The sequence below is a fragment of the Saccharopolyspora griseoalba genome (genome assembly GCF_042665275.1).
In the GTDB taxonomy this organism is placed as follows: Bacteria; Actinomycetota; Actinomycetes; order Mycobacteriales; family Pseudonocardiaceae; genus Saccharopolyspora; species Saccharopolyspora griseoalba.
In genome coordinates this window covers 418,054-433,518 of the sequence record NZ_JBHTCJ010000004.1, presented here as the reverse complement: position 1 = coordinate 433,518, position 15,465 = coordinate 418,054, and the positions used below count along the sequence as shown (strand labels likewise).

The 15,465-nt window shown below is 69.6% G+C and carries 14 protein-coding genes and 1 tRNA gene; 3 read left to right on the top strand and 12 right to left on the bottom strand.

Going from position 1 to position 15,465, the window contains the following annotated elements; translation table 11 throughout:
- Positions 1–33 precede the first annotated feature (33 nt).
- Positions 34–1,254, top strand: a complete 1,221-nt coding sequence (locus ACFQRI_RS10870; protein ID WP_380667245.1) for an acetyl-CoA C-acetyltransferase — start codon at positions 34–36, stop codon at positions 1,252–1,254.
- A 94-nt stretch (positions 1,255–1,348) separates the two neighbouring features.
- Here ACFQRI_RS10870 and ACFQRI_RS10865 read toward each other — a convergent pair whose 3' ends face one another.
- From ACFQRI_RS10865 to ACFQRI_RS10835, 7 genes are all read right to left on the bottom strand, one after another.
- The gene (locus ACFQRI_RS10865; protein WP_380667243.1) at positions 1,349–2,128 is read right to left on the bottom strand and encodes a Bax inhibitor-1/YccA family protein; all 780 of its coding nucleotides are present in this window, start codon (positions 2,126–2,128) and stop codon (positions 1,349–1,351) included.
- Positions 2,129–2,314: 186 nt separating this feature from the next.
- A complete protein-coding gene (yidC, locus tag ACFQRI_RS10860) occupies positions 2,315–3,346 on the bottom strand; it encodes a membrane protein insertase YidC (protein ID WP_380667241.1) in 1,032 nt (343 codons plus the stop codon).
- 313 nt (positions 3,347–3,659) lie between these two features.
- Positions 3,660–4,496 carry a hypothetical protein gene (locus ACFQRI_RS10855; protein WP_380667239.1) on the bottom strand — a complete coding sequence of 279 codons (837 nt, stop codon included), beginning with the start codon at positions 4,494–4,496 and terminating at the stop codon, positions 3,660–3,662.
- 137 nt (positions 4,497–4,633) lie between these two features.
- Positions 4,634–4,707 (bottom strand) — tRNA-Leu (locus tag ACFQRI_RS10850).
- A 100-nt stretch (positions 4,708–4,807) separates the two neighbouring features.
- Positions 4,808–5,941 carry an ATP-grasp domain-containing protein gene (locus ACFQRI_RS10845; RefSeq protein WP_380667237.1) on the bottom strand — a complete coding sequence of 378 codons (1,134 nt, stop codon included), beginning with the start codon at positions 5,939–5,941 and terminating at the stop codon, positions 4,808–4,810.
- Between the two features lie 310 nt (positions 5,942–6,251).
- Positions 6,252–7,574 carry an NAD(P)/FAD-dependent oxidoreductase gene (locus ACFQRI_RS10840; RefSeq protein WP_380667235.1) on the bottom strand — a complete coding sequence of 441 codons (1,323 nt, stop codon included), beginning with the start codon at positions 7,572–7,574 and terminating at the stop codon, positions 6,252–6,254.
- A 360-nt stretch (positions 7,575–7,934) separates the two neighbouring features.
- Positions 7,935–8,594 carry a methyltransferase family protein gene (locus tag ACFQRI_RS10835; RefSeq protein ID WP_380667233.1) on the bottom strand — a complete coding sequence of 220 codons (660 nt, stop codon included), beginning with the start codon at positions 8,592–8,594 and terminating at the stop codon, positions 7,935–7,937.
- Between the two features lie 218 nt (positions 8,595–8,812).
- Here ACFQRI_RS10835 and ACFQRI_RS10830 point away from each other — a divergent pair, with 218 nt between their 5' ends.
- Positions 8,813–9,109, top strand: a complete 297-nt coding sequence (locus ACFQRI_RS10830) for a putative quinol monooxygenase (RefSeq protein WP_380667231.1) — start codon at positions 8,813–8,815, stop codon at positions 9,107–9,109.
- 54 nt (positions 9,110–9,163) lie between these two features.
- Here ACFQRI_RS10830 and ACFQRI_RS10825 read toward each other — a convergent pair whose 3' ends face one another.
- Complete coding sequence (locus ACFQRI_RS10825; protein ID WP_380667334.1) at positions 9,164–9,883, bottom strand: uracil-DNA glycosylase; 720 nt, start codon at positions 9,881–9,883, stop codon at positions 9,164–9,166.
- Between the two features lie 81 nt (positions 9,884–9,964).
- On the opposite strand from ACFQRI_RS10825, the gene ACFQRI_RS10820 reads away from it, so the two are divergent.
- A complete protein-coding gene (locus ACFQRI_RS10820; RefSeq protein WP_380667229.1) occupies positions 9,965–11,431 on the top strand; it encodes a S10 family peptidase in 1,467 nt (488 codons plus the stop codon).
- An 80-nt stretch (positions 11,432–11,511) separates the two neighbouring features.
- Here the strand turns inward: ACFQRI_RS10820 and ACFQRI_RS10815 are convergent, their stop codons facing one another.
- The 4 genes from ACFQRI_RS10815 to ACFQRI_RS10800 are packed head-to-tail and all read right to left on the bottom strand — an operon-like array spanning position 11,512 to position 15,413.
- Positions 11,512–12,510, bottom strand: coding sequence for an ABC transporter ATP-binding protein (locus ACFQRI_RS10815; RefSeq protein WP_380667227.1), 999 nt, complete (start codon positions 12,508–12,510; stop codon positions 11,512–11,514).
- Complete coding sequence (locus ACFQRI_RS10810) at positions 12,503–13,513, bottom strand: ABC transporter ATP-binding protein (protein ID WP_380667225.1); 1,011 nt, start codon at positions 13,511–13,513, stop codon at positions 12,503–12,505. The genes ACFQRI_RS10815 and ACFQRI_RS10810 overlap by 8 nt, the downstream gene beginning before the upstream one ends.
- A gap of 9 nt (positions 13,514–13,522) precedes the next feature.
- A complete protein-coding gene (locus tag ACFQRI_RS10805) occupies positions 13,523–14,494 on the bottom strand; it encodes an ABC transporter permease (RefSeq protein WP_380667223.1) in 972 nt (323 codons plus the stop codon).
- The gene (locus tag ACFQRI_RS10800) at positions 14,487–15,413 is read right to left on the bottom strand and encodes an ABC transporter permease (RefSeq protein ID WP_380667221.1); all 927 of its coding nucleotides are present in this window, start codon (positions 15,411–15,413) and stop codon (positions 14,487–14,489) included. Before ACFQRI_RS10800 ends, ACFQRI_RS10805 begins: the two co-directional genes overlap by 8 nt.
- Between the last annotated feature and the right edge of the window lie 52 nt (positions 15,414–15,465).

Below are 15,465 nucleotides of genomic sequence, written 5' to 3'. Positions count from 1 at the left end.
GTCCTCCCTCCCCCGGCGAACGAAGGAGTTCCCATGCCTGAAGCTGTCATCGTCTCCGCGACGCGGTCGCCGATCGGTCGCGCCGGCAAGGGGTCGCTGAAGGACCTGCGCCCCGACGACATCACCGCCCAGGTGATCAGGGCGGCCCTGGACCAGGTCCCCGAGCTCGACCCGTCCGAGATCGACGACCTGATGCTCGGCTGCGGCCTGCCCGGCGGCGAGCAGGGCTTCAACCTCGCGCGCGTGGTCTCGGTGCTGCTCGGCTACGACCAGCTGCCCGGCACCACCATCACCCGCTACTGCTCGTCGAGCCTGCAGACCACCCGGATGGCGCTGCACGCGATCAAGGCCGGCGAGGGCGACGTGTTCATCAGCGCCGGCGTCGAGATGGTCTCCCGGTTCGCCAAGGGCAACTCCGACTCGCTGCCGGACACCCACAACCCGCTCTTCGCCGACGCCGAGGCGCGCACCCAGGCCACCGCCGAGCAGGGCGCGGACACCTGGACCGACCCGCGCGGGCAGGACCTGCTGCCGGACGTCTACATCCCGATGGGCCAGACCGCGGAGAACCTCGCCCGGCTGAAGGGCGTCACCCGCGACGAGATGGACGACTTCGGCGTCCGCTCGCAGAACCTCGCCGAGAAGGCCATCGCCAACGGCTTCTGGTCCCGCGAGATCACCCCGGTCACCACTCCGGACGGCACCGTGGTCGAGGCCGACGACGGCCCGCGCGCGGGCGTGACCAAGGAGGCGGTCTCCGGCCTCAAGCCGGTCTTCCGCCCCGACGGCCGGATCACCGCGGGCAACTGCTGCCCGCTCAACGACGGCGCCGCGGCCCTGGTGATCATGAGCGACACCAAGGCCAAGCAGCTCGGCCTGACCCCGCTGGCCCGCATCGTGTCCACCGGCGTGTCCGGGCTGTCCCCGGAGATCATGGGCCTGGGCCCGGTGGAGGCCTCCAAGCAGGCCCTCAAGCGCGCCGGGATGAGCATCGGCGACATCGACCTCGCCGAGATCAACGAGGCCTTCGCCGCGCAGGTCATCCCGTCCTACCAGGACCTGGGCCTGCCGCTGGAGAAGGTCAACGTCAACGGCGGCGCGATCGCGGTGGGCCACCCGTTCGGCATGACCGGTGCGCGCATCACCAACACCCTGCTGAACTCGCTGCAGCACCACGACAAGCAGTTCGGCCTGGAGACGATGTGCGTCGGCGGCGGGCAGGGCATGGCCATGGTGCTCGAACGCCTGAGCTGATCCCCGCGGGCTGCGGACGCCGTTCGCAGCCCGCCCCGGGAACGAAGAAGTGGGCGCCACCGCGGAGGTGGCGCCCACTTTCAGCTCTCCGGAGCTAGTCGTTCTGGAAGTACGACAGCAGCCGCAGGATCTCCAGGTACAGCCAGACCAGCGTGACCATCAGGCCGAAGGCGACGTACCAGGCGAACTTGGCGTCCACGCCGGCGCGGATGGCCTTGTCGGCGGCGTCGAAGTCCAGCAGGAAGCTGAACGCGGCGATGCCGATGCACAGCAGGCTGAAGCCGATCGCCAGCGGGCCGCCGTCGCGCAGGCCCAGGCCGCCGTCGATGAAGAACGAGGCGACGAGGTTCACCAGCATCATCACGGCGACGCCGGCCACCGCGCCGATGATCCACTTGGTCAGCTTCGGGGTCACCCGGATCGCGCCGGTCTTGTAGACCACGAGCATCGCCGCGAAGACACCCAGGGTGCCCACGATCGCCTGCATGATGATGCCCGGGTTGAACATCGTGGCGAACAGCCAGCTGATCCCGCCGAGGAACACGCCCTCGACCGCCGAGTAGGCGATGACCAGCGCCGGGCTGACCTTCTTCTTGAAGGTGATCACCAGGGCGATCACCAGGCCGACGAGCGCCGCGGGCAGAGCCAGCGCGACCGCGGCCTGACCGACCATGAAGGTCAGCGCGGCGGTGATCACCGCGAGGCCGAGCGTGATCCCCGTCTTGGTGACCACGTCGTCGATCGTCATCGGGCGCGTCGCCTGCGGCGGGGCGGCCTGCGTCTGGCCGAAGGGCGGCTGCCCCTGGCCGTAGTCGAAGTTCGCGTACCCGCCGCTAGGCAGGTTGCGGAACGCGGGGTTGCTCGTAGTGCGCAACTCAGTCCTCCTGGGCGTACGTGCGCCGTCACCAAGGCCAACGTCCGGTTGACCCGATCGGTTCCCGGTCCGGTTAAAACCGACTTTACCGGCGAGCTCGGCCGACCCTCCGGCAGGTCGGACACACCTCGATAACGAAAACGACGCCCCCGACCTTTCGAGATCGGAGGCGTCGTCCGCGGGTCGCTATCGGCGCTTCTTGCCCTTCTTGGCCGAGGCGGCCTGCTTGCCCGGCCGGTTCTTGGGCTGGTTCTTCTTGCCGCCCGGTTTCGCGCCGTTGGGCCGCTGGCCGGCCTGCTTCGGCTTCTGGCCCGGGGCGGGCTTGCCCGCGGTCGCGGTGGCCGTCTCGCCCTCGCCCTCGGCGGGCTCGGCCTCGCTCTCCGCCTTGCCGTCGCGCGTCGGCTTCTGACCGGGCTTCGGGCGCGGGGCGGCCTTCTTGGCCTCGATCTCCTGCTGCCGCTCGCGCTCCTGCTCGTGGTCGATCTTCTTGGTCAGGAAGTGCTGCTGCCCCAGGGTCCAGACGTTGTTCGCCAGCCAGTACAGCAGGACCGCGATCGGCAGGAACCAACCCGAGATGATCGCGCCGATCGGCGCGATGTACATCATGAACTTGGCCATCATGGCCGACTGCGGGTTGGCCGCGGTCATGTCGGTCTGCTTCTTCACCGAGAGCCGCATGGTGAAGAAGGTGGCCACCGAGGCGATCAGCATCAGCGGGATCGCCACGGTCATCATCGACGCGCGGTCGGTGCCGAACAGGGCCAGCTGGTCGGCCGGCTGGGTGATCCAGTTCGACAGCTTCGCGCCGAAGATGTCGGCCTGGATGAAGGAGTCGACGCCTTCCTTGTCGAAGATGAAGTTGCTCTGCGCGCCCGGGTGGAAGTTGCGCAGCACGTGGAACAGGCTCAGGAAGACCGGGATCTGCAGCAGCGCCGGGAGGCAGCCGCCGAGCGGGTTGACCCCGTGCTCGGACTGCAGCTTCTGCATCTCCTGCGCCATGCGCTGGCGGTCGTTCTTGTACTTCTCGCGCAGCTTCTGCATGTGCGGCGCGAACTTGGCCATCTTGCGGCCCGCGCGCATCTGGCTGATCGCGGGCTTGATCAGCACCACGCGCAGCGAGAAGACCAGGAAGAACACCGACAGCGCCCAGGCGAAGCCGTTGTCCGGCCCCAGCACGGCGCCGAAGATCTTGTGCCAGAACCACAAGATCGCCGACACCGGGTAGAGGATGAATGAGAAAAAGCTTTCCACTCGGCTACTCCCGGTCCTGGGCTACGCCTGGCCAACCGGCCGCACACGGCCACGCGCACGCGCTCGCCCGCCGGCGGGCCGGGGGCGCGTACGCGGCCACACCTGCGCAAACCGCAGGTACGACCAGTTCAAGGGTGCCATGCCCGCGCGGGGCGCGAGCGGCGCCCCCTGCGATGGACATGACCCCCGATGGCGTCACAGCGCGTTTTACCAGCTCACACCAACAGGTGAGGTGCGCGACACCGAACCCGACATCTCGCCGGATTCGGTACACGCAGCGTCAGTGCTTGAGCGCCTTGCCGATGATCCGACCGCCGTAGAGGTAGATCGCTGCGGCCAAGCCGTAGTTGAGCACCAGGCCGATGGTCGCGTCGCCCGGGGTGAACACGTCGCCGAGGCCGAACACGAAGATCTTCGCGGTGCTGTAGGTGAACGAGACGAACGAGTTGTCCTGGTTGGCCCCGGTCACCGAGAACACGATGTGCAGCACGAACACCAGCGCGATCAGGCCGGTCACGACCTGGATCGTGCGCCCGATGGCGTCCGCGCTCGGACCGCGGAACTCCCGATCCGAGCGCCGGCGGTCGTAGTCGTCCTCCCGATCGCGCCGGCGATCCCGATCCCGGTAGCGGTCCCGGTCGTCGTAGTAGCGGTCGTCGTAGTCGTAGCCGTCCCGGTACGGGTCGCCGTAGCGGTCGTCCGGGTACCCGTCGTACCGGTCGTCGACCACCGGGGTGTCCATCCGCGTCGCCGGGTACGGGTTGTTCGACGGCGGCTGGTAGCCGGGCTGCCCCGGGGGCACGGGCGGCTGCCCCTGCGGCGGGTTGCCGCCGTGCTGCGGCGGCATCGGCGGCTGACCGGGCGGAGGGCCGTAGCCGGGCTGCTGCGGTTGCGGCGGCATCGGCGGTGGTCCGGGCTGCCCGCCCATCGGCGGCGCCGGGGGCTGCTGCGGCGGGCCTTGGTTCGGCGGGCCGGGCGGGAACTGCCCCTGCGGCGGCTGCGGCGGCGGGGCCTGCGGCGGCCGAGCAGGTGGCGGTCCCTGCGGTGCTCCCCCAGGCGGGGGTCCGCCGTGCTGCGGTCCGGGTCGACCGGCTCGCGGGTCTCGCTCTTGGGCCATGGCCGCGCATTGTCGTCGGTGATCCCCGGCGAGCGAAACCCCTACCCGGACAACCCGGTCATGAGACCCGCCACAATCCCCTTGACCGCCGACGAGCGCGCGCCGCGCGGCGCGCGCTCTCAGGCCGAACTGCTGAGTACCCCCGGTCGGGTTCGAACCGACACTCTGACGATTTTAAGTCGTCTGCCTCTGCCAGTTGGGCTACGGGGGCTCGCGCGGAGCGGTCGGGTACCGCCCCGCAGAGGTTCGACGCGGCAGGGCCGCGTCGGGTTCCTCCTCGGGTGAAGCTTTACACCCTCGCGGTCATCGCGTCACCACGCACTCCACTCCCCGGCCGCGGACGCGGCCAGCTCGTCGAACCGGCTCCGCACCCACGCGTGCACTGCCTCGGACACCTCGGAGCTCTCCGCCCGCTGCTCGAACCACTGCCAGTCGCAGTTGACGTTGACCTCCAGGAACACCCAGTCGTCGTCGACCCGCAGCAGGTCGAAACCCGCCACGTCGAGCCCCCAGCGCTCGCACAGCCCGACGAGCTTGTCGGCCAGCGGGTCGGCCAGCTCGACGCGCTCCACCGCCACCGACTCCGGGTCCACCCACAGCTGCGCCGGGTCGAGCTTGTCCACCCGGAAGGCGATGGTGCGGCCGCCGACCACGAAGACGCGCAGCTCGCCGTCGCTTTCCAGGTACTGCTGGACCAGCACCGGCGCGGGCTCGCGCGCTTCGCCCCCGGTGCGGCGGATGTCGAAGGGCTGCGGGAACAGGCCGCGCAGCGCGCCGGGCTCGGGCTCCAGCAGGTGGTGCCCGGCGGTCTTGACGATGCAGCGGGAGCCGCCGGGGCGGCTGCGACCGGGCATCGTGGTCACCGCGGTGCGCGGCACCCGCAGGCCGGCCGCGGCCGCGTCCCGCTGCTGCGTCAGCCGGTCCAGGCGCTCACCGGCGCGCGCCGCGTTCACTCGTCCCCAGTCCTCTCGGCCGGTCAGCCAGTTGGCGACGGCGCTCCACTGCTCGCGGACGTAGGCACCGTGCACGGTGCCGGGCTCCACGGGCACGGCCGTCATGTCGAAGTGTCGCCGCCAGATCAGCACCGGGCGCAAGAGCCAGCGCTCGAATTCGATCAGGGGAGTGTCCGTGTAAATGGTGAGCGGCAGGTCCAGGCACCGGTCGGCGTCGATCCGCATCATGCGGACGTCGCTCTCGGCCAGCGCCACCGACAGCCCGTTCATCTCCACGTCGGCCGCGCGGGAGAGCACCAGCACGCAGGGCGCGGGCTCGCCCGGCCGCTCGTCGACCATGCCCGCCCGGTACATGCGCTCCTGGAAGTCCAGCGGGGTGCTGGGCGCGCGGACGAAGTAGTCCTGGCCCTGCAACAGCACCGGCGTCCGGCCCAGCGCCGACGGTGCGGCCGGTTCTGCTCGGTCAGCGGGCCGGTTCTCGGCCGCGCTCATGGTCAGTCGTCCTTCTTCCAGTAGACCTCGGCCGCTCGTCGGCAGTCCTCCTGGTAGTCCGCGATCGGGCCGTCCTGCGCTTCACCGCTGCGCAGCAGCGCGGCGAGTTCGTTGAGCGTCAAGGGATCCACCCCTCCCCCCGTGCGACGCATCCTTTCAGGTGAAGACCTGTCGCGCGTGTCCGTTTTTCAACTACAGATTGTCGATGATAGCGGGCACGAATGTCCACCGCCCGGACGATCGATCTTGGAAACACGAAGGCCGCGCGTCATCAGACACGCGGCCTTTGGGGGTGGTGGGGTACGGCTGGTCAGCTCTCCGCGGCGCGCTCGAAGGCGGCGCGCGGGTTCTGGATCTGCCCCATCGAGATGACCTCGCGCTTGAACAGGAAGGCGAGCGTCCAGTCGATGATGATCCGCAGCTTCCGGTTGAAGGTGGGCATCCGGCTCACGTGGTAGCTGCGGTGCATGAACCAGGCGATGAAGCCCTTGGCCTTGAAGCCGTAGACGTCGGCGACGCCCTTGTACAGCCCCATGCCGGCCACCGAGCCGGCGTAGGCGTGCCGGTACTCCTTGGTGGGCTTGTCGCGCAGCGAGGACAGGATGTTCTTCGCCAGCTGGTCGGCCTGCCGAACGGCGTGCTGCGCGGACGGCGCGCAGGTGGCGTTCGGGTCCTCCTCCGCCTTGGACAGGTCCGGCACCGCCGAGCAGTCGCCCGCGGTCCACACGCCCGGCAGGCCCTCGGCCTGCAGGTGGGCGCTGGCCTTGACGCGGCCCCGCTCGTCCAGCGGCAGGTCGCTGTTCTTGAGCACGGGGTTGGCCTTCACGCCCGCGTTCCACACCAGGGTGTCGGTGTCGAACTCGGTGCCGTCGGAGAGCACGGCGTGCCCGCCCTCGACCGACTTGAGGAAGGTGTTCAGGTACACCTTGATGCCGCGCTCCTCGAGCGCCTTGACCACGTAGACGCCCATGTTCTCGCTGACCTCGGGCATCACCCGGCCGGCGGCTTCGATGAGCGACCAGGACATGTCGTCCGGGGAGAGGTTCTCGTACTCCTTGCTCGCGTAGCGAGCCATGTCCTCCAGCTCGGCCAGGGCCTCGACACCCGCGAACCCGCCGCCGACGAAGGTGAAGTTGAGCAGCCGCTTGCGCAGCTCCTCGTCGTCGGTGTTGGCCGCGGCGTCCATCTTGGCCAGCACGTGGTTGCGCAGGTAGGTGGCCTCGCCCACGGTCTTGAGCCCGATGCCCTCCTCGGCGAGGCCGGGGATCGGCAGCAGCCGGGAGACGGAGCCCAGCGCCACGACGAGCACGTCGTAGCCCAGCTCCTGGGCACCGGTCTGCGGGTTTTCGACCGTGACCAGCTTCTCGTTGTGCTTGATCTCGGTGACAGACGCGGTGATCACATGGCACCGCTTCAACACTCGTCGCAGTGGCGCTACCACGTGGCGGGGTTCGACCGAACCCGCGGCCGCTTCCGGCAGGAAGGGCTGGTAGGTCATGTGCGGCTGAGGATCGACGACCGTCACGGAGGCTTCCCGGCGCCCCAGCTTCTTCTGCAGCTGAAGTGCCGTGTACATGCCGACGTAACCGCCGCCGAGGATGAGAATCCGCGTGGGATCGGATTTACCAGCCATGACTCTCATGGTCGCACCACGTACCGTGAGCGCGCTGCGCCGACCCCCCTAATTGTGATGCCAGTCGCCAGTGGCGTCGATCACGATCAACGCGTGGTGCACGACCATACGCGCTGCGTACGCATCCGGACCGGATGCGCGTGTCCGGTGACGCCGCAACGACATCACCGTTGGTGTCCTGAGGCTGGTTCGGGTCAGCCTACCGAATGATCACGACATCGCGCCAAGCGCGCGTGGAGATCTCTACCTACCTGCCTGCGCCCCCGGAACGACGTCGGCGAGGGGAAACCTCGCGGGAACACCTCGCGAGATCACCGGCAGGCGACCGCGTCGAACCGCGTGCCGGGCCCCGAACCCGAGCTACCAGATACCGGGGACCAGCCGGTATCGCGTGGTGCGCGCGTACTCGCGATAGCCGTCCAGCTCCTGCGCGAGCAGCGCCTCCTCGTCGCGGATCCGCACCACCAGCGCGACCACGACGGGAACGAGGAACACCAGCCCCCACAGGGAACCGAGCGCGAGCGGCGAGCCGACCACGGCGAGCAGCGCGGTCGAGTACATCGGGTGCCGGACGACCCCGTACATCCCGGTGGAGACGACCTGCTGGCCCGGCTCGACCGCGATGTTGCCCGCCGCGAACCGGTTCTGGAGCACCACCAGCACGGTGAGCACCATTCCGGCGGCCACCAGGACGTCCCCGAGCAGCGCCACCGCAGCGGGCACCGCGGACCAGCCGAACCGGTGATCGAGAACGCTGAGCACCAGCATCACCGGGAAGCACGAGAACAGCACCGCCACGGCGATCCGCTGCGCGGGCCTGCTCTCCCGGCCCGCCCGCTTGCGGCGCTCCAGGGCGGCCGGATCCGCGCGAGCCAGGTGGAAGCTGGGAATCGCGGCCGAGAGCGCGAAGACGGCCAAGAAGACCCACGCCTGCCAGTAGTCGAAGGTCCAGGCGGGCAAGAACACCAGCGCCCCGAGCACCACGAACCCGACGAGGGAGCGGACCACGTCTTTGATCACCGTCGAGGTCTACCACTCCAGGCCACCGATGGACACAGCAACTGACGCGGTCGTCCCGACCTGACCGCCCGCACCGCGCGGGTGACCTAGCCGCGGAGGGTCGATGCGCCGGCGTCGCCGCGGCGATCTCGGAAGCACCTCGCTCGCGTCCGCGATCTTGTCGGTCCCGCGTGCCAGGATTGGCGGCGAAAGCGGTCCGCTGCGAGGAGGCCCCCACCATGTACGGCTACATCGGCTCGCTGAAGGCGAAGCCCGGCCACCGCGACGAGGTCGTGTCCCTGCTGCTGCGCGGCGCCGAGGGACTGCGCGCGCACGGCTGCGAGTCGTACGTGGTGGCCACGTCGAACTCCGACGACGACACGATCTGGGTCACCGAGGTCTGGCAGAGCGAGCAGCACCACGCCGCGTCCCTCGAGCTCCCGGAGACCCGGAAGACCATCGCCGAAGCCATGCCCCTGCTCACCGGCGAGTTCACCAAGCAGGAGACCTCGGTCGCCGGCGGCCTGGGCGTCTAGCGGTTTGGGGGGGTAACCGCACGCCTCGGGGCGTGCGGTTACCCCCAAACCGCTTCACGCGTCCGCCAGGTCCTTCGCGCGGTCGAAGACCTCGCGGAGCATCTGCGGGGTCAGGCGCCCGGTGAAGGTGTTCTGCTGGCTGACGTGGTAGCAGCCGAGGAGGTGGAGCGGGCTCCCGCCGTCGGCGGCTTCGAGCTCGGCGTGGGCGAGGTGGCCGAACTTCGGGCGGGGGCGCGGAACCCGCCAGGTGTCCGCCAGCGCCGGGAGCAGGGCCTGCCAGCCGAAGGCGCCCAGGACCACGACCGCGCGCAGCGTCGGGCGGAGCAGTTCGAGCTCCCGGACCAGCCAGGGGCGGCAGGTGTCGCGCTCGGCCGGGGTGGGCTTGTTGGCCGGTGGGGCGCAGTGCACCGGGGCGGTGATGCGGGTGCGGTGCAGGCGCAGGCCGTCGTGGAGGCCGGTCGCCTCCGGCTGGTTGGCCAGACCGGTCTCGTGCAGCGCCCGGTAGAGCACGTCGCCGGAGCGGTCGCCGGTGAACATGCGGCCGGTGCGGTTGGCGCCGTGCGCGGCCGGGGCGAGGCCGACGACCAGGATCTCGGCGTCCATCGGGCCGAATCCGGGGATCGGCCTGCCCCAGTAGTCCTGGTCGCGGAAGGCGGCGCGCTTGGTGCGGGCGACCTCCTCGCGCCAGGCCACCAGTCGCGGGCAGGCCGTGCAGCGGGTGACCAGCGAGTCGACCTCGGAGGCGCCCGGTGCGGCCGCTGCGGGGTCGGTGATCGGGTCGGTGATCAGTTCGGAGCCGGTGTCCACACCGCAAAACTGGCAGAAAAGCCTTCCGGGGGCACGTAATCTTGCGGCATGGCAGCCAGCGAGGAAACCGACGAGGCAACCCGGCAGACCACCCCCGCGGAGCCGGTCGACGATCTGGTCAGCACGCATCACGCGATCACCGCGGACGGCGCGGAGCTGTCCTACACCGCCACCACCGGGCGGGTCGTGCTGCGCGACGAGGTCTACGCCGACGGCAAGTTCGAGGGGCACAAACCGAAGGCCGAGGTGTTCCTGACCTCCTACGTCGTGGACGCCGCGCCGGGCAGCAACCGGCCGGTGACCTTCGCGTTCAACGGCGGGCCGGGTTCGGCCAGCGTGTGGCTGCACCTCGGGCTGCTCGGCCCGCGGCGGGTCGTCTCCGGCGACGCGGGAGACCTCGCACCGCCGCCCTACGGGCTGGAGGACAACGCCGAAACCCTGCTCAAGCACAGCGATCTGGTGTTCATCGATCCGGTGTCCACCGGGTACTCGCGGGCCGTCGAGGGCGGCAAGCCCGACGAGTTCCACGGCTTCCAGGGCGACATCGAATCCATCGCCGAGGTCATCCGGTTGTGGGTCACCCGCAACGGCCGGTGGATGGCGCCGAAGTACCTGGCCGGCGAGTCCTACGGGACCCTGCGGGCCGCCGCACTTGCCGAGCACCTGCAGTCCCGGCACGGGCTCTACCCGAACGGGCTCATGCTGATCTCCTCGGTGCTGGACATGGGAACCATCCGGTTCACCGAGGGCAACGACCTGCCCTACCCGCTGTACCTGCCGACCTACGCGGCCATCGCGCACCACCACGGCAAGCACGGCGACCGGCCGCTGCGCGAGGTGCTCGACGAGGCCGAGAAGTTCGCCGCCGAGGACTACCCGTGGGCGCTGGCGCGCGGCGCGCGGCTCAGCGCCGAGGAGCGGGCCGACGTCGTGCGGCGGCTGGCCGAGCTCTCCGGGCTCTCCGGGGACTACGTGGACCGGGTCAACCTGCGCATCGAGCACATCCGGTTCTTCACCGAGCTGCTGCGCGACCAGCGTCGGACCGTCGGCCGGATGGACGGGCGGTTCACCGGCTGGGAACCGGACGCGGCGGTGGAGCGCTTCACCGACGACCCGAGCATCTCGGGCATCCGCGGGGCCTACTCCGCGGCGATCAACCACTACCTGCGCGAGGAGCTGGACTACCGCAGCGACCTGCCCTACGAGACGCTGACCGGCCGCGTGCAGCCGTGGTCGTTCGAGGACTTCGAGGGCGCCGCGGTGTCCGTGGTGGACAAGCTGGGCTCGGCGGTGCAGGCGAACCCGCACCTGAAGCTGCACGTCGGCTGCGGGTACACCGACGGCGCGACGCCGTACTTCGCGGCCGAGCACGTGCTGGCGCGGCTGCCGATCCCGGAGGAGCTGCGGGAGAACATCGACGTCCGCTACTACGAGGCCGGGCACATGATGTACGTCCACGAGCCGTCCCGCCTGCAGCAGTCCGCGGACCTGGCGAACTTCGTCACCAGGAGCTGAGCGCGGGGCTCCCCGCCTCTTTTCATCAGAAGTCCCCTGCGAGCGCGGCTCGCAGGGGACTTCTGATGAAAAAGGATTCCTCAGGTCACCACGTGGGGGCGTTCCTCGGCGAAGTGGCAGGCCGAGGGGTGGCCGTTGAGCCGGACCTCCAGCGGGGGCTCCTGCTCGGCGCAGATGTCCTGCGCCTTCCAGCAGCGGGTGCGGAAGCGGCAGCCCGACGGCGGGTTCGCCGGGCTCGGGACATCACCGGTCAGGCGGATGACCTCGCGCTTGCCCCGCAGCTTCGGGTCCGGCACCGGGACCGCCGACAGCAGCGCCTGGGTGTACGGGTGCTGCGGGTGCTCGTAGATCTGCTCGTCGGTGCCGACCTCGACCATCTTGCCCAGGTACATCACCGCCACCCGGTCGGACAGGTGGCGCACCACGCCCAGGTCGTGCGCGATGAAGATGTAGGACAGGTCGAACTCCTGCTGCAGGTCGCCCAGCAGGTTCATCACCTGCGCCTGGATCGACACGTCCAGCGCGGAGACCGGCTCGTCGCACACGATCACCTTCGGCTTGAGCGCCAGCGCGCGGGCGATGCCGATGCGCTGCCGCTGACCGCCGGAGAACTGGTGCGGGTAGCGGTTGATGTGCTCGGGGTTGAGCCCGACCACGTCCAGCAGCTCCTGCACCCGGCGGCGCCGGTCGCCCTTCGGAGCCACGTCGGGGTGGATCTCGAAGGGCTCGCCGACGATGTCGCCGACGGTGCGCCGCGGGTTCAGCGAGGTGTAGGGGTCCTGCAGCACGATCTGCACGTCCCGGCGCAGCTTGCGCAGCTCCGCGCCGCGCAGCTTGAAGATGTCGCGGCCCTCGAACAGCGCCGATCCGCTGGTGGGGTTCTCCAGGCGCATCAGCACCTGGGCCAGCGTCGACTTGCCGCAACCGGACTCGCCCACCACGCCGAGGGTTTCGCCCTTGCCGAGCTCGAAGGACACCCCGTCGACCGCGCGCACGTGACCGACGGTGCGGCGCGGCAGCCCGGCCCGCACCGGGAAGTGCTTGACCAGGTCCTGCACCTGGAGGATCGGCTCAGCCATGATTGATCAACTCCTCCGCGAAGTGGCAGGCGCTGACGCGGCCCCGGCCCAGGTCGTGGTACTCGGGGAACTCCTGCCCGCACTTCTCCACCGCGCGCGGGCAGCGCGGGTGGAACGGGCAGCCCGACGGCACCGCCATCAGGTTCGGCGGCAGGCCCTTGATCGTCTCCAGCTCCTGCCCCTTGAGGTCCAGCCGCGGGATCGACCGCATCAGGCCCTCGGTGTAGGGGTGCCCGGGCTGCTCGTACAGCGAGCCCGCGTCCGCGGACTCCACGATCCGCCCCGCGTACATCACCACGATCCGGTCCGCGACCTCGGCGACCACGCCCAGGTCGTGGGTGATCAGGATGAGCCCCATGCCGCGCTCCCGGCGCAGCTCGTCGAGCAGGTCCATGATCTGGGCCTGCACGGTGACGTCGAGCGCGGTGGTCGGCTCGTCGGCGATGAGCAGCGTCGGGTCCAGCGCCAGCGACATCGCGATCATCGCGCGCTGCCGCATGCCGCCGGAGAACTGGTGGGGGAACTCGCTGACCCGCTGCTTGGCGTTGGGGATCTTGACCTGGTCCAGCAGCTCCACGGCCCCGGCCATGGCCTCCTTGCGGGACATCCCGCGGCGCAGCCGCAGCTGCTCGGCGATCTGGAAGCCGACGGTGTAGACCGGGTTGAGCGCCGAGAGGGCGTCCTGGAAGATCATCGCCATCGACTCGCCGCGCAGTTCGCGCCGCCGCGCCTCGGTGGCCTGCAGGACGTCCTCGCCCTGGAACCGGATGGAACCGCCGGAGATCACCCCGGGCGGCATGTCCAGGATGCCCATCACGGTCTGCGCCGTGACGGACTTGCCCGAGCCCGACTCGCCCAGCACGGCCAGCGTTTCACCGGCGTCGACGTGGTAGTTCACGCCGTTGAGGACCTTCGCGACGCCGTCCCGGGTGCGGAACTCGACGTGCAGGTCCTCGACCTCGAGCAGACGTCGTGCCGAGGCCTCGTCATCAGTTGTGGACAAGACGTTCTCCTACTTCTGCTTCGGGTCGAGCGCGTCGCGGACCGCATCGCCGAGCATCACGAACGCCAGCACCGTGACCACCAGGAACCCGGCCGGGAACAGCAGCAGGTGCGGCGCGATGGTGATGTAGTCGCGCGAGTCGGCGATCATCACGCCCCAGGACACGATGGGATCGCGAAGTCCGATGCCCAGGAACGACAGCGTGGCCTCGGCGCCGATGAAGCCGCCGAGCGCGATGGTCGCGTACACCAGCACCGGGGCGAGGCAGTTCGGCAGCATGTGCCGCACGATGATCCGCGCCGGGCTCGCGCCCAGGGCGCGGGCGGCCTTGACGTAGTCCTGCTGCTTGGCGGTGATCGCCGCGGAGCGCATGATGCGCATGCAGATCGGCCAGGACAGGATCGAGATCGACATGATGACCAGCGCCATGATCTTGGTCCCGTTGGGCACGCCGGTCGCCGGGTTCAGCGTGGTCAAGATGACGATCGCACCCAGCACGAACGGCAGGCCGAGGAAGATCTCGCCGAACCGCGACAGCAGGTTGTCCAGCCACCCGCCGAAGTAGCCCGCGATCAGACCGACCACCGATCCCAGCAGCACCGTCGCGAGGGTCGCGAGCACGCCGACCACGATCGAGGCGCGGGCGCCGTAGATCGTGCGGGCGTAGATGTCGCGCCCCTGGGTGTCGAAGCCGAACCAGCCCTCCGCCGAGGGCTCTTCGCGCATCCGGGACAGGTCCTTGTGGGTGGGATCGATCGAGGTGAACAGCTGCGGGAAGATCGCCATCACGACGAGCACCAGGATGATCGCGGCGGCGATCCAGAACATCGGCCGCCTGCTCAGGTCGCGCCAGGCGTCCCCCCACAGGCCGCGAGGCTTCTCGGCCTTGGCCTGCGCTGGGCTCCCGCCCGCGGGCGCGGGTGCTTCCTGCAGGTCCGGGCCCGCGCCGGACGTCAGGCTGGCGGAGCTTCGGTCAGTCATATCGGATCCTCGGGTCGAGAACCGCGTAGAGAACGTCCACGAGCAGGTTCATCAGCAGGTACACGAGCACCAGCAGGGTCACGATGCCGGTGACCGTGGTGCCCTCCTTGGTCAGGATGGCGTCGTAGACCAGACCACCGATGCCGCGGATGTTGAAGATGCCCTCGGTGACGATGGCACCGCCCATCAGCGCACCGAGGTCGGTGCCCAGGAAGGTGATCACCGGGATCAGCGAGTTGCGCAGCAGGTGCACGCCGACGACCCGCCTCGGCTCCAGGCCCTTGGCCACGGCCGTGCGGACGTAGTCGGCCCGCTTGTTCTCCATCAGGCTGGTCCGGGTCAGCCGGGCCACGTAGGCCATCGACAGGCTGCCCAGCACGAAGCCCGGCACGATCAGCTCGCCCCAGGTGGCCTGCGAGCTGACGCTCGGGCGGATGATCCCCCACTCGGTGCCGAGCCAGACCTGCAGCACGAAACCGGTGACGAACACCGGCAGCGAGATCAGGAACAACGTGGACATCAGCACGAGGTTGTCGGCGAAGCCCTTGTTGCGCAGACCGGTCAGGATTCCCGCGCCGATGCCGATGAGGGCTTCGATGATCAGCGCGACGACCGCCAGACGGATGGTGATCGGGTAGGCGCTGGCCATCAGGTCGCTGACCAGCTGACCGGAGTAGGTCTCCCCGAAGTTGCCCGTCAGCAGCTGTCCCAGGTACTTGAAGTACTGGACGATGACGGGGTCGTCGAGGTTGTACTGCTCGGTCATCTCGGCGATGTAGGCCGGCGGGCAGGGCCGTTCGCCGCAGCGCCCGGCGAACGGATCACCGGGCAACGCCCAGATCAGGGCGTAGATGATGAACGTGGTCCCGATGAACACCGGGATCAGCTGCAGCAGCCGCCGCAGCACGTAGCGTCCCACGTTGTACCTCCTCCAGGACGCAAGCCGGGTCCGGCTCGGATCTTCGAGCCGG